Below are 14153 nucleotides of genomic sequence, written 5' to 3'. Positions count from 1 at the left end.
CGCGCGACGGGCTCGCGGCCCCCGTCGGGCGGGCTGGGGCGGCCCGTCCCGCCGGGCCTACCGTCGTCGACCAGCCGCGCGGCGGATCGGATCGTTCCGGGGTTCGCTCGTGACCGGCGTACCGGCGGGTGGTGAGCCCGTCGCCGGTGTACCGGTGGATGGTCCGCCCGCGCCGCGGGCTCCGCTCGCGGCCGCGCGCCGCCGGTCCGGACCGGTCCCGATGCTCGCCGAGTCCGGGCTCGCGCCGAGGCCGCACGCGGTGGTCGTGGCCGGGGCGCGGCCGAACTTCATCAAGATCAAGCCGATTCTGGACGCCCTCGACGCGGAGGGTTTCCGGACCACGCTCGTGCACACCGGTCAGCACTATGACGAGGCGATGAGCGAGGTGTTCTTCGCCGATCTCGGGCTACGCCCCCCTGACCATCACCTCGCGGCCGGATCGGGCTCCCACGCCGTGCAGACGGCCGCGGTCATGACGTCGTTCGAGCCGTTGCTCGACCGGCTTGCCCCGGAGATCGTCGTCGTGGTCGGCGATGTCAACTCAACTCTGGCCTGTGCGCTCGTCGCGGCGAAGGCGGGCGTGCCCGTTGCCCACGTGGAGGCGGGCCTGCGTAGCGGTGACCGGTCCATGCCCGAGGAGATCAACCGCATTGTCACCGACCACGTGTGCGACCAGCTGTTCGCGACCTCACCGGACGCGGTGGAGCATCTGTACCGGGAGGGCCTGCCCCCCCGGGCGGTCCATCTCGTCGGCAACGTCATGGTGGACACCCTCCTGGCGTGCCGGGACGAGGCGCTGGGCCGGCCGACGCTGACCGAGCTCGGCCTGCACCCGGGCGGGTACGGCCTGGTGACCATGCACCGGCCCGCCAACGTCGACGATCCGGACGTGCTCGCCGGGCTGCTCGGGGCGCTCGGGGAGATCGCGGTGCGCTGCCCGCTGGTCTTCCCGGCGCATCCCCGTACGGCGGCGCGGCTGGCCGGGATGCTCCCCCCGGGGGTTCGGCTGCTCGGACCCGTGGGCTATCTCGACTCCCTGGCGTTGCAGGCCGGGGCGCGTCTCGTGCTCACCGATTCCGGCGGCGTGCAGGAGGAGTCCACCGTGCTGGGAGTACCGTGCCTGACGCTCCGCGACTCGACGGAACGTCCATTGACTGTTACCGAGGGTACCAACCGGGTGGTGGGTCGGGACCGGCGGGTGGTGGTCACGGCCGCGTTCGACACCCTGGAGCGGCCGCCTGCGCCCCGGCGTCCGGCCTTGTGGGACGGCCACGCCGCCCGCCGCATCGCGCGAATTCTGGCCCGGGTGGTCGCACCCCCGCCGGAACCGGGCCGTCCGGGCGCACCGGATCCGGCGATCCGTCCGCCGGCCCGGGACACAGCTAGCCACCTACCTCTCTCTACGTAAACAATCTGACACACTATGTGTATGACTTCGAAGAAGCTGGTGGTCGTCGGGCAGGGATACGTCGGTCTCCCGCTCGCGATGCGGGCGGTCGATGTGGGTTGGCGGGTCGTCGGGGTGGACGTGGACGCGAGCCGTGTCGCCCGGCTGGCCGCCGCGCGGTCCTACGTTGAGGACATCCCCGACAGGCAGCTCGCGGCAGCGTTGGGGTCGGGCCGGTACGAGCCGACGTCGGACTACGCCCGCGCCGCGGCGTTCGACGTCGCGGTGATCACTGTCCCTACCCCGTTGCGGGAGGGGGCTCCCGACCTGTCCTACATCGTGGGCGCGGCGCGCAGCCTCGCGCCGCTGGTCCGGCCGGGCGTGACCGTGATCCTGGAGTCGACGACCTATCCGGGGACGACCGAGGAGCTGTTCGCCCCGCTGCTCACCGAGGGTTCCGGTCTGCACCCCGGTATCGACTTCCATCTCGGCTACTCGCCGGAGCGGATCGATCCGGGTAACCGGGTGTGGAACCTGGTGAACACCCCCAAGGTCGTCTCCGGGGTGCACGAGGACTCCCTGGCGGCCGTGAGCGCCTTCTACGGCACCGTGGTCGAGCGGACGGTTCCGGTCGGCTCGACCCGGACCGCCGAACTCACCAAACTGCTGGAGAACACCTTCCGGCATGTCAACATCGCGCTGGTGAACGAACTGGCGATGTTCGCGCACGAACTCGGCGTCGACGTGTGGGAGGCGATCGACGCGGCCTCCACCAAGCCGTTCGGGTATCTGCGGTTCACTCCCGGCCCGGGGGTCGGCGGTCACTGCCTGCCCATCGACCCGTCGTACCTGTCCTGGCGGGTGCGCCGCAGCCTCGGCCGCAGCTTCCGATTCGTCGAGCTCGCCAACGACATCAACGACCATATGCCTGACCACGTGGTGCGGCGGGTCACCGAGATGCTCAACACCCGGCGGCGGTCGGTCGCGGGCAGCCGCATCCTGCTGCTGGGACTCGCCTACAAGAAGAACACCGGGGATGCGCGCGAGTCGCCCGCGACGCGGGTGGCCACCCTGCTCGCCGACCTCGGTGCCCACGTGCGAGCGGCGGACCCGCACGTCGACGCGGCCCGGCTGCCGCCCCGGGTGACCCTGGTGGAGGTGGATGCGGGAGAGCTTGCGGCCGCGGATCTGGTGGTGCTCCTGGTCGACCACGACGCCTTCGACCGTGACCAGGTGGCGCGGCATGCCCGTGCGGTCCTCGACACCCGGCACTGGCTGCCCACGCACGACCGGGGCCGCCGGCCGGTGGCGGCAGGCGGGGGACACCCGCTGATACCTGCGCAGGTCGCGCGGCACGACGAGCTCGCGTTCGCCGTGGAACCCCTGTGACGCCCTCCCACCTTCTGACGCCATCCCACCCTCGCGGCGTCCCGTATCTTTATGTATCTTTATGTATCTTTATGTATCTTTATGTAGTTGAATGATAACTGAAAATTATCGTCATCGAGAGGGTGCGGGCGGAGGGGCGGGTGCCATGCGGGTCGTCGCCACCGACGCGTGGTTCCATCACCGGCCGAGTGGGTGGCGGCGCCGGGGCCCGATAACGGTGCTGAAGGTGCTGAACCGGATGGAGCGCTCCGGCATCCATCTGGGGGCCGTGAACCTGCTCCGCCGCCTCGACCAGGACGAGTTCCGGCTGTTGTTCGCGGTGACGTCCGGCGCGGCAGGAGCGTTCGACGGTGAGATCCGGGCGCTCGGCGGCGAGGTGTACCACTGCCGGGCCGACTGGCGCTTTCCATGGTCCTTCCTGAGGCTGCTGCGTCAAGTACGCCCGGACGTGGTGCAGGCGGAGGTAGCGCAGGCGGACGTGACGATCTTCTCCGGGGTGGTCCTCGCGCTGGCCCGGCTCGGGGGGGTTCGGCGCCGCGTCGCCTACCTCGCCGATGCCCCGGACCGGCACGGCGACAGCCTGGGCGGCCGGGTGCGGCGGATCGTCGGCCGGTTGCTGCTCGACCGGTTCGCCACCCATCTGGTCGCGGTGAGCGAGGCGGCGATGCGGGGTCTGTGGCGGGAGAACTGGCGGCTCGACTCCCGTTGCCGCGTCATCTACCACGGCGTCGAGCTGGAACCGGTCGGCGTCGCCATCGCGGCCCGCCGCCGCGCGGAGGAACTCGCCGAGGACGATCAGGAGCTTGTCACCATCGTCCACGTTGCCTGCCCGGATTCGGTGAAGGGCCGGGACCGGGCCGTGGAGATTCTCGCGGCGCTGCGGGGGCGGTCTGTGAACGCCCGGCTCCTTTTCGTGGGTCGTCAGGATGCCGCCGAGACAGCCCGGCTGGTCGCGCTGGCGTCTCGGCGCGGCGTCGCTGACCACGTCGAGTTCACCGGCGAGGTGCTTGAGATCCCACGCCTGCTGGTCGCGGTCTCGCTGCTGCTGGTCACCTCCCGCCACGAGGGCCTGCCTGGCATCGTGCTCGAGGCCTGTGCGGTCGGGACGCCCGTGCTCTGCGCGGACCTGCCCGGGGTCGACGAGATCGCCCGGCTGCTCCCCGGCGTGACGATCCTGCCGCTGCGCATCTCCGACGCGGTCTGGGCCGACACCGCCGAGATGCTCACCGCCGTTCCCCCGACCATTGATCAGCGCCGGGAGGCGATGCGTCTGCTGCGCCGGTCCCCGTTCACGATGGAGCACTGGCAACGCGACATCACGGCGGTGTGGTCGTAGCCGGCGTCCCCGCCCGTCCGGGTGCCACCGTCCGGCCACGACCAGAAAGGACCGCTCACGATGAAGATAGTCACCTTGCTCGAGGCGGGGGACGGCCCGCGGTGGCCCGTCGCGCACGCCGTAGCCGAAAGGGAGAGCGGGGACCGCGTCATCGTCCTGATGCCCCCGCCCGACCACGTCGACAGTCCACTGGCCCGGGAGTTGACCGCGGGCGGCGTGGAGGTCGTCGCGAGCCCCGTGCCGCACCGGGGAGCGTCGATCCGCCGTCAGGCCGGTGGGATTCTCCGGCTGCGGGCGGAGCTGGCCGCGCTCGGGGCGGACGTCGTCCATTATCACCACTACGCCTCGGCGGTGGCCGCCCGCCTCGCCACCGCGGGCACCACGATCACCCGCGTGTACATGGTCGCGAACCCTCTGCACCTGGACCACCCGCTGATCCGGCCGGTCGAGCGGGTGCTCTGCCGGCTCGATCACCTGCTGATCGCGCCGACCTCCGACGTCCGGTGCCGCTACGCCGCGCTCGGCCAGCCGGTGCGCCGCCTGCGCACCGTGTCCTACGGCGTGGATCTGGACCGGTTCACGCCGGCGGACGACCGGGAGCGCCGGGCGGTCCGGACGGATCTCGATCTGCCCGAGGACGGGTTCGTGGCGGTGCGGGTGGCGCACTTCCACCCGCCCGGTCGTCTTGTCCATCCGGGCCGGGGGGTGACGGGCCACGAGGTACTGCTGGCGGCCTGGTCGCGGTTCGTCGAGCTGGGCGGCCGCGGCACCCTGATCCTCGTTGACGGGGCTCCCGAGGGCGGGGCTCCCGAGGGCGGGGAGGACGTCGCCGGTTGGCGCAACGAGGCCGCGGTCCGTTACCGCGAGCGGGTCCGGGCCTGGGCCGGGGCGCTTCCCGGCGCGGCGGCGGTGCGCTGGGTGCACGGTGTCCGCGACGTGCGGCCGTACTACGCCGCCGCCGATGTGAACGTGGTGTCCTCCTGGGTGGAGGACTACGGCGCCATCGGGGTGGCGTCGGCCTGCGGGGTACCGACCGTGGCGACGCGGTTCGGGTCGATCAGCGAGCTGGTGGACGACGAGACCGGCTGGCTGGTGGCACCCGGCGACGCGGTGGCGGTGGCGGAGTGTCTCACCGACGCCGCGGCCGGCCGGCGGACACCCGCCGCGCGCGACCGAGGCTTCGCCGCGCGGGCACGGGCCGAGAAGCTGCTGGATCGCCGGTCGTTGAGCCAGGACGTCGTCGCTGCCCTGCACGAGGCCGTGCGCGGCGCGCGGTCGTGGCACGCGTGCCGGGATGCACCGGGGACCGAAAGAACGAGTTCACCCGCAGGTGGGGTGATTATCGCCGAACATTCCGCCGTTGTGGGCAGGGGCCGCCGGCAGCTTCCGCTACTGTTAGCAGTGTTAAGTAATTGCTGGAGTCGGGCGTGACGAGCTTGTTCGGGAGGCCCTGGCGGTTCCCGCCGACCCGGAGGGTCGGCGGGGTCACAGCGTCGCGGGCGCGGTGCGAGACGCGCCGGAATGCCAGGATGGGACGGAGCTGGCCGAGGCAGGCAGGCGCCGGATGCGTGCCCACCCGGGGCCGTGGGTCCGGTGTCACCATGGTGCGGCCAGCCGGGCGGGGCTATGGGAGCGAGCCCCGCCGCTCGCGGGTGGCGGGCGGCGGGCGACGAGGAGGAGAACGATGGACACCTTCGGCAGTACCGGATCGCTCGTGGTGGGTGATCGCACCTACACGATCAGGCGGCTGGACGCGGTGCCCGGGGCCGATCGACTCCCCTACAGCCTCAAGGTGCTGTTGGAGAACCTTCTGCGTACCGAGGACGGCGCGAACATCACCGCGGACCACGTCCGGGCGCTGGCGAACTGGGATCCCTCGGCCGCCCCCAGCCAGGAGATCCAGTTCACGCCCGCCCGCGTCATCATGCAGGACTTCACCGGCGTGCCGTGTGTGGTGGACCTTGCCGCCATGCGGGAGGCGATGGCCGCCCTCGGCGGCGACCCGTCGAAGATCAATCCGCTGGCCCCCGCCGAGCTCGTGATCGACCACTCGATCATCGCCGACCACTTCGGCCGGCCGGACGCGTTCGAGCTCAACGCGGCGCTGGAGTTCGGCCGCAACCGGGAGCGTTACCAGTTCCTGCGCTGGGGTCAGGAGGCGTTCGACAACTTCACCGTCGTCCCACCGAACACCGGCATCGTGCACCAGGTCAACCTGGAGCACCTCGCCCGGGTCGTCTTCACGAAGCAGACGGCCGATGGGACGCTGGCCTACCCCGACACCCTCGTGGGCACGGACAGCCACACCACGATGATCAACGGTCTCGGCGTGCTCGGCTGGGGCGTCGGCGGCATCGAGGCCGAGGCCGCCATGCTCGGCCAGCCGGTGAGCATGCTTATCCCCACTGTGGTGGGCTTCAAGCTGACCGGCGAGCTGCCGACGGGCACCACCGCGACCGACATGGTGCTCGTCATTACCGAGATGCTGCGTCGGCACGGCGTCGTCGGCCGGTTCGTCGAGTTCTACGGCGACGGCGTGACGAACGTCCCGCTGGCGAACCGGGCGACCATCGGCAATATGAGCCCCGAGTACGGCTCCACCTGCGCGATCTTCCCGATCGACGCGGAGACGCTGAACTACCTCAGGCTGACCGGCCGTCCCGCGGAGCTGGTGGCGTTGGTCGAGGCGTACGCCAAGGAGCAGGGCCTCTGGCACGACCCGAGCCGCGAGGCCGCTTACACGACCACCCTTGAGCTGGACCTGTCCACCGTCGAGCCGTCGCTTGCCGGGCCCAAGCGCCCGCAGGACCGGGTGCCGCTGGCGAGCGCGAAGCAGGCCTTCCGGGCGGCGTTGGTCGACTACGCCCAGCCCCTGGTGCTCACGAATGGCGGCGCGGACGAGGCGGATGCCGAGTCCTTCCCGGCCTCCGACCCGGCGGCCGCATTCGCGGACAAGCCCTCCGACGCCCCGATCTCGGTGAACGCCGTGGTCCGGGACGTCGCCGCCCGCCCGTCCAACCCGACGGCGGTCACCCTCGCCGACGGCACGGGCGTCGAGATCGACCACGGCGCCGTCGCCGTTGCGGCCATCACCTCCTGCACCAACACGTCCAACCCGCAAGTCATGATCGGTGCTGCCCTGCTGGCCCGCAACGCCGTCGAGAAGGGGCTCACCCGCAAGCCGTGGGTGAAGACCACCCTCGCGCCGGGCTCGAAGGTGGTCATGGACTACTACGAGCGGGCGGGGCTCGTGCCCTACCTGGACAAGGTCGGTTTCAACCTGGTCGGGTTCGGCTGCACCACCTGCATCGGTAACTCCGGGCCGCTGCCGGAGGAGATCAGTGCCGCGGTGAACGACGCGGACCTGGCGGTGGTCAGCGTGCTGTCGGGCAACCGCAACTTCGAGGGCCGGATCAACCCCGACATCAAGATGAACTACCTGGCGTCCCCGCCGCTGGTGGTCGCCTACGCGCTGGCCGGCACCATGGACATCAACCTCGACACCGACCCGCTGGGCACCGGCACCGGCGGGGAGCCCGTCTACCTGCGTGACATCTGGCCGAGCGAGGCCGAGGTCGCCGCGGTCGTCGGCGACGCCATCCAGTCCGAGATGTACGAGTCCGACTACGCCGACCTGTCCGGTGACGAGCGCTGGCGTTCGCTGCCGCTCGGTGACGGCGGGGAGGTGTCGCGGACGTTCGCCTGGGCGCCCGGCTCCACCTATGTCCGGCACCCTCCGTACTTCGAGGGGATGGCGGCGAAGCCGGAGGCCCGGACCGACATCATCGACGCCCGGGTGCTGGCGGTGCTCGGCGACTCGGTCACCACCGACCACATCTCCCCGGCTGGCTCGATCAAGAAGGACTCGCCTGCCGGCCGCTACCTCACCGAGCACGGGGTCGCGCCCGCCGACTTCAACTCCTACGGGTCGCGGCGCGGCAACCACGAGGTGATGATCCGCGGCACGTTCGCCAACATCCGGTTGCGCAACCGGCTGGCGCCGGGCACCGAGGGCGGCGTCACCCGGCACCTGCCAGACGGCGAGCAGCTGGCCATCTACGACGCCGCGCAGAAATACGCCGCCGAGGGTGTGCCGCTGGTGATCCTGGCTGGTAAGGAGTACGGCTCGGGTTCCTCCCGGGACTGGGCGGCGAAGGGTACCTCGCTGCTCGGCGTGCGGGCGGTCATCGCCGAGTCCTACGAGCGCATCCACCGGTCGAATCTGATCGGTATGGGCGTGCTGCCGCTGCAGTTCCCCGCCGGCGAGTCGGTGGAGTCGCTCGGCCTGACCGGGGAGGAGACGTTCACCATCACGGGCCTCGCCGAGGTGGACGAGAGGACCCCGCCCATCACGGTACGTGCCGGCGACAGGACCTTCGAGGCGGTCGTGCGGATCGACACCCCCGGCGAGGCGGAGTACTACCGCCACGGCGGGATCCTGCTGTACGTCCTGCGCTCGTTGCTGTAGCCCACGACCGATGATCCGGGGCCGGCGGGTCGGCCCCGCCCGCCGGCCCGCATGCCGCGCGCCCCCGTTCCCGTTTCCCGGACTGAGAAGCGACACGCCGTCAGCGGTATCAGTTGGGGAGGAACACCGTCATGCCCGGACAGTGGGACGCCACCGTCAAGTTGGTCTACGCCGTCGACAGTGGTACCTCGGGATCCGCTCCCGCGGCGGTCTCAGCCGGGCGCTCGTCGCAGCCGGAATCGACGACGTCGTGCCCTGGCCGTGAGCGGGGCCGGTGGTGGGCTCGCCCCGTCGGGGATCTCAGTCGCGGTCGGCGGGGGGATCCTCGGCGAGCAGGGCGGTCAGCGCCGGGAACAGGGCCGGCGGGGCGGCGACGGTGAGATCTTCGCCCGCCGGGCGGCCGTGCAGCCCCCCGACCCGCAGTCCGGCCTCCACCGCCACCAGGCCGCCGGCGGCCTGGTCCCAGGGCCTCAGCCCACGCTCGTAGTAGGCGTCGACGAGGCCGCCGGCCGCCGCGCACAGGTCCAGCGATGCCGCACCCATCCGACGGAGATCGCGCACCCGGGGCACCACCCGGCTGGCGACAGCGGCCTGCGCGGCCCGGCGGGACGCCGTGTAGCCGAAACCCGTTGCGACGAGGGCGCCGGCCAGCGTCGTCACCGTGGAGCCGGTCAGCGGTTCCCCGTCCCGGTACGATCCGCCGCCCCGCGTGGCGGTGTAGGTCGCGCCCAGCGCCGGGGCGTGCACAACCCCGGCGACGACCTCCCCGTCGACCTCGGCGGCGATCGAGACCGCCCAGTTGGGCAGCCGGTAGAGGAAGTTCACCGTCCCGTCGAGCGGGTCGACGATCCAGCGCACCCCGGTCGTGCCGGCGGAGTCCGAACCCTCCTCGCCGAGCAGTCCGTCGCCGGGGCGCAGTTCGGCGAGCCGCCGGGCGACGAGCGCCTCGGAGGCGCGGTCGAGAGCGGTCACGACGTCGGTGGGAGACGACTTCGTCGTCTCCGCGGCCACGGTGCCCTCCCGGCCCCGCGCGAGCAGGTCACCCGCCGCACGGGCGATCGTCAGCGCAATGGCGAGCAGTTCGTCCGGGTCTGGCAGGTCGCTCATCGTCCGGCGCTCCAGGGATCGGCACGGAGTGGGGATCGGCACGGGAGTACGGTCCGTTCAACGGTTCATCCTGCCAAGGCAGCCGGTCGTGTACTCCCCATGGAACGTGAGAGGCGTCACGTCCGTCGACCTCTTCCGCTTCCCGTTCCCGTTCCCGTTCCGGCTCCGGCTCCGGGGTGCGTGCCCGGGCCGGAACCTCGCCGGTCCGGGCACCGGGGGACCTCGGCGGTCGATGACCACGATCGAGGCGCCCGTAGGATCGTTACTTGTGGTTGCGACAGACGGTACGGAACGGTCCACCCGCGCGGTCCCGGCGAAGCCGAGCCTGGACGGCATCGAGGCGCGCTGGTCAACGGTATGGCAGGACGAGGGCACCTACGTGTTCGACCGGACGGTCGACCGCGGGCAGGTCTACTCCATCGACACCCCGCCGCCGACCGTCAGCGGTTCCCTGCACGTGGGGCACGTCTTCTCGTACACCCACACCGACCTGATCGCCCGCTACCAGCGGATGCGGGGTCGCGAGGTCTTCTACCCGATGGGCTTCGACGACAACGGGCTGCCGACCGAGCGCCGGGTCCAGAACTACTTCGCTGTCCGCTGCGAGCCGTCGCTGCCCTACGACCCGGGTTTCACCCCGCCGGACAAGCCCGGCAAGGAGCAGGTCCCGATCTCGCGACGCAACTTCGTCGAGCTCTGCGAGCGGCTGACCCTGGAGGATGAGAAGGGCTTCGAGCAGCTCTGGCGCAGGCTGGGGCTCTCCGTCGACTGGTCGTACACCTACGCGACGATCGACGCCCGGTCGCGGACCGTTGCGCAGCGGGCCTTCCTGCGCAACCTCGCTCGGGGGGAGGCCTATCTTGCCGAGGCCCCGACGCTGTGGGACGTCACCTTCCGTACCGCGGTGGCCCAGGCCGAGCTGGAGGACCGGGACCGCCCCGGCGCGTACCACAGCCTGGCCTTCCCCCGGTCGGGCGTCTCCGCCCCGAGCAGCGGGCTGGACCCGGCGGGCTCCGGGGATCTGGCGGACCCGATTGTCATCGAGACGACCCGTCCCGAGCTGCTGCCCGCCTGCGTCGCCCTGGTCGCCCATCCGGACGACCCGCGTTACCAGTCGTTGTTCGGCGCCACGGTGCGGACCCCGCTGTTCGACGTTGAGGTCCCGGTGGTCGCGCACCGGTTGGCCGACCCCGAAAAGGGATCCGGCATCGCGATGATCTGCACCTTCGGTGACCTCACCGACGTGACGTGGTGGCGCGAGCTGCGGCTGCCGGCGCGTGCGGTGATCGGCCGTGACGGCCGGTTCATCCCGGACCCACCGGGCGCCGTCACCTCCGCGGCAGGCCGGGAGCGGTACGCCGAGCTCGCCGGAAAGACCGTGCACAGCGCCCGGGCGCGGATCGTCGAACTGCTCGCCGGGTCCGGCGCGCTGCTCGGCGATCCGCGGCCGATCACCCATCCGGTCAAGTTCTACGAGAAGGGCGACCGGCCGCTGGAGATCGTGACGACCCGCCAGTGGTACCTCCGCAACGGCGGGCGGGACGAGCCGCTGCGGGCCGCGCTGCGTGGACGCGGCCAGGAGCTGCGCTGGTACCCGGACTACATGAAGGTCCGCTACGAGAACTGGGTCGACGGCCTCAACGGCGACTGGCTGATCAGCCGGCAGCGGTTCTTCGGCGTGCCGTTCCCGGTGTGGTACCCGCTGGACGCCGCCGGTGCGCCGCGGTATGACGCGCCGATCGTGCCCGACGAGGCGTCGCTGCCGGTCGACCCGTCCAGCGACGTCCCGCCCGGGTACGCCGCCGAGCAGCGGGGCGTGCCCGGCGGGTTTGCCGCCGACCCCGACGTGATGGACACCTGGGCGACGTCTTCGCTCACCCCACTGATCGCCAGTGGCTGGGAGCACGATACCGATCTGTTCTCCCGGGTCTTCCCGATGGACCTGCGTCCGCAGGCGCACGAGATCATCCGGACCTGGTTGTTCTCGACGGTGGTGCGCACCCACGCCGAGTTCGACGTGCTGCCCTGGTCGAACGCGGCGATCTCCGGTTGGATCCTCGACCCGGACCGTAAGAAGATGTCGAAGTCCAAGGGCAACGTGGTGACCCCGATGGGCCTGCTCGAGGAGCATGGGTCGGACGCGGTCCGTTATTGGGCGGCGTCCGGGCGGCCGGGTACCGACACCGCCTTCGATGTCGGCCAGATGAAGAACGGCCGCCGGCTCGCCATCAAGATCCTCAACGCCAGCCGGTTCGCGCTCGGTCTTGCCGTGACCCCCGACGCCGGGGTCTCCGACGCCGGGGCGGCCCCCGCCCCGGCCAGTGAACCGCTGGACCGTGCCCTGCTGGCCGCCTTGGCCGATGTGGTCGACGCCGCCACCGCGGCCTTCGACGGCTACGACTACGCCCGGGCCCTCGAGGTCACCGAGTCGTTCTTCTGGCGGTTCTGTGACGACTACGTCGAGCTTGTGAAGGGCCGGGCGTACGGCTCCTCCGGGGCGGCGGGCGCGGCCTCCGCGCACACCACGCTCTCGGTGGCCCTGTCAGCGCTGCTCCGGCTGTTCGCCCCGGTCCTGCCGTTCGTCACCGAGGAGGTCTGGTCCTGGTGGCGTCCCGGTTCGGTGCACCGGGCGAGCTGGCCGGACGCCGCCGAGATCCGCAAGCTCGCCGAGGGCGCCCGCGTGGAGCTCCTCGGCGCCGTCGGGGCGGCGCTGTCCGGTGTCCGCCGGGCCAAGTCCGAGGCGAAGGTGTCGCAGAAGGCCGAGGTCGCGAGCGTCCGGATCAGCGGCGAGGCCGACCTCGTCGCCCTCGTCGAGTCGGTGGCCGCGGACCTGCGCAGCGCCGGCAGCATCCGGGAGCTCACGCTGAGCCCGACCGGCGGCGAGATCGCCGTCGCCGTCGAACTGGCCTGAACACCGGGCACAGCCGGGATCAGATGCCGGCGAGACGCCTGGCCGAGGGCCGCAGATACACGAACCAGGTCACCACGAAGCACAGCGCGTAGAAGGCGATGAAGGAGATGTACGCCGCGTTGCCGGTCCGGTAGCTCAGGAACGACTGCCGGAAGGCCAGGTTCACCAGTACCCCGCCGAACGCGCCGATCGCGCCGGCCAGGCCGATGAGGGCTCCGGACAGCCGCCGGGCCGAGTGTTGCGCCGCGACCGGGTCGCCACCGGCGTCGATGCTGGCCTGGGCCTTCGCCCGGAAGATCGCCGGGATCATCTTGTACGTCGACCCGTTCCCGACGCCGCTGAAGACGAACAGCGCGATGAACCCGACCAGGAACAGAGGAAGCGACTCCGTCAGCGAGGCGACGAGCACGATCGCGGCCGCGGCAGCCATCGCCACGAAGTTGACGAAGGTGACCTTCGCTCCGCCGATGCGGTCCGCCAGGATGCCGCCGACCGGGCGGATCAGCGAGCCGAGCAGCGGACCGAGGAAGGTCAGGTAGGCGGCCTTGATCGGGGTGCTGAACTGGTCGTGAAACTGCACCTGGAGCACCTGGCCGAACGCGAAGCCGAACCCGATGAACGACCCGAACGTGCCGATGTAGAGCAGCGACATCACCCAGGTGTGACCGTCACGGGCGACGTCGCGCATCGCCCCCCGGTCGTTCTTCGCGCTCGACAGGTTGTCCATGAACAGCGCCGCGCCGAGCGTCACCAGGACGATCAGCGGGATGTAGACGGCAAGGACGACCCGGGGGTGGTCCTTGCCGGCGGTGGCGAGGACGAGCAGGCCGACAAGCTGGATCGCGGCCACCCCCAGGTTTCCGCCGCCGGCGTTCAGCCCCAGGGCCCAGCCCTTCAGCCGCTCCGGGTAGTAGGCGTTGATGTTGGTCATCGAGGAGGCGAAGTTACCGCCTCCGACCCCCGCGATCGCGGCGACGATCAGCAGGGTGGGGTAGGAGACGCCGGGGGAGAGAACGACGGCCGCGAGGATCGTCGGCACGAGGAGCAGCGCCGCGCTGAAGATGGTCCAGTTACGCCCCCCGAACCGGGCGACGGCGAAGGTGTAGGGGATCCGCAGCGCACTGCCGACGAGCGCGGGCAGCGAGGTCAACAGGAACTTGCCGGCCGGGTCGATGTGGTAGGCCGGTCCGAGGAACAGGACCGTCACCGCCCACAGCGACCAGATCGAGAACCCGATGTGCTCGGCCAGGATCGAGAAGATCAGGTTTCGGCGGGCGATGCGGGAACCGCCGTTGTTCCAGAAGGTGCGGTCCTCGGGCCGCCAGTCGTCGATCCAGCGGCCGCGTCGGGACGGACCGGTCACGGTGCCGGTAGTCGGGACGCCTTCCAGGGTGGCGCTCATAGATGATCCTCCGGGGTGCGGGTGATGCCACGACGGTAGGAACGCGCCGTTACGTGGCGCGGCGTCGGCTGTGACACTCTCTGAGCTTGTCGTTTAACCTGTCGGTCCTTCAGATCCTGCGGCTGTTGACCTGTCCGTGGTCTTCCCGACTGG

8 protein-coding genes are annotated in these 14153 nt (G+C 71.1%); 6 read left to right on the top strand and 2 right to left on the bottom strand.

The window, feature by feature from the left end; translation table 11 throughout:
• Positions 1-220: 220 nt before the first annotated feature.
• The 5 genes from wecB to acnA all read left to right on the top strand — a co-directional run bounded on the left by wecB (position 221) and on the right by acnA (position 8580).
• Entirely contained in the window at positions 221-1408 is a 1188-nt protein-coding gene (gene wecB / locus AC08OX_RS08300; protein WP_476607274.1) for a non-hydrolyzing UDP-N-acetylglucosamine 2-epimerase, read from the top strand.
• A 21-nt stretch (positions 1409-1429) separates the two neighbouring features.
• Positions 1430-2776 (top strand): nucleotide sugar dehydrogenase, encoded by a 1347-nt coding sequence (locus AC08OX_RS08295; RefSeq protein ID WP_476607273.1) that lies wholly within the window; start codon positions 1430-1432, stop codon positions 2774-2776.
• Positions 2777-2921: 145 nt separating this feature from the next.
• Positions 2922-4112: a glycosyltransferase gene (locus tag AC08OX_RS08290; protein ID WP_476607272.1), complete on the top strand. Its 1191-nt coding sequence runs from the start codon at positions 2922-2924 to the stop codon at positions 4110-4112.
• 60 nt (positions 4113-4172) lie between these two features.
• On the top strand, positions 4173-5543 hold the full coding sequence (locus AC08OX_RS08285; RefSeq protein WP_476607271.1) for a glycosyltransferase: 1371 nt from the start codon (positions 4173-4175) through the stop codon (positions 5541-5543).
• Positions 5544-5796: 253 nt separating this feature from the next.
• On the top strand, positions 5797-8580 hold the full coding sequence (gene acnA, locus AC08OX_RS08280) for an aconitate hydratase AcnA (RefSeq protein ID WP_476607270.1): 2784 nt from the start codon (positions 5797-5799) through the stop codon (positions 8578-8580).
• A 300-nt stretch (positions 8581-8880) separates the two neighbouring features.
• Here the strand turns inward: acnA and AC08OX_RS08275 are convergent, their stop codons facing one another.
• Positions 8881-9687, bottom strand: a complete 807-nt coding sequence (locus AC08OX_RS08275) for an inositol monophosphatase family protein (RefSeq protein WP_476607269.1) — start codon at positions 9685-9687, stop codon at positions 8881-8883.
• Positions 9688-9955: 268 nt separating this feature from the next.
• Between AC08OX_RS08275 and valS the strand changes: the two genes are divergently transcribed.
• Positions 9956-12598 carry a valine--tRNA ligase gene (gene valS, locus AC08OX_RS08270; protein ID WP_476607268.1) on the top strand — a complete coding sequence of 881 codons (2643 nt, stop codon included), beginning with the start codon at positions 9956-9958 and terminating at the stop codon, positions 12596-12598.
• Between the two features lie 19 nt (positions 12599-12617).
• Here the strand turns inward: valS and AC08OX_RS08265 are convergent, their stop codons facing one another.
• Positions 12618-14000, bottom strand: coding sequence for a nitrate/nitrite transporter (locus AC08OX_RS08265; protein WP_476607267.1), 1383 nt, complete (start codon positions 13998-14000; stop codon positions 12618-12620).
• Positions 14001-14153: the final 153 nt, after the last annotated feature.

Source organism: Frankia sp. CoBUL1 (assembly GCF_978021245.1).
Note: the sequence above shows the minus strand (reverse complement) of the source record. Positions and strands in the feature narration are given on the sequence as shown.